General features: G+C 60.5%; 1 pseudogene. It reads left to right on the top strand.

Features of this window, described 5'->3' with window-relative positions:
- Nucleotides 1–197: 197 nt before the first annotated feature.
- Nucleotides 198–564 (top strand): annotated as a pseudogene (locus C7G61_RS43140) (DEAD/DEAH box helicase); the annotation flags it as partial.

The following is a 564-nucleotide window of genomic DNA, read 5'->3' as shown; positions in this document are numbered from 1 at the left end:
TGGATCACCTGCTGATGGCTCGAACGCGAACCAAGGAGCGTGCCGAAAGAGTTGCCGCCATCTACGCCCGATTGTCTCCCGAACTAAGGCCAGTCCTGGTCTACTCGGGGCCTGGTCGGGCGCTGGCCAACAAGGAGGCCCTTGCTCGGCTTCTTGACCGGGGCCCGGATGGATCTCGCATTGTCGTCTGCGTTGACATGCTGGGCGAAGGATACGACCTGCCGAACCTCAAGGTGGCCGCGCTTCATGATACCCATAAATCCCTTGCGGTCACGCTCCAGTTTATCGGCCGCTTCACCCGCAAGGGTGCTACCGGCACTATTGGCGAGGCGACGGTGGTCACCAACGTCGCTGATCCGGATGCGGAGGCGAAGCTGGCCAGCCTTTACGCGGAAGGCGCAGATTGGGATCAACTCATCAAACGCCTCAGTGAAGAGCACGTCGACAGGGAGTTAAGGCTTCAGGACGTCGTCTTTGGCTTGAAGGCCGCCGGAGATCTGCACGCGCAGCTCCCGCTTTGGAACCTGCGCCCGGCATTGTCAGCTCAGATCTTTCGGACAACAT

It is taken from the genome of Bradyrhizobium algeriense, assembly GCF_003062295.1.
Lineage (GTDB): Bacteria > Pseudomonadota > Alphaproteobacteria > Rhizobiales > Xanthobacteraceae > Bradyrhizobium > Bradyrhizobium algeriense.
The sequence above is the reverse complement of the archived record's forward strand: the minus strand, read 5'-3'. Positions and strand labels throughout refer to the sequence as shown.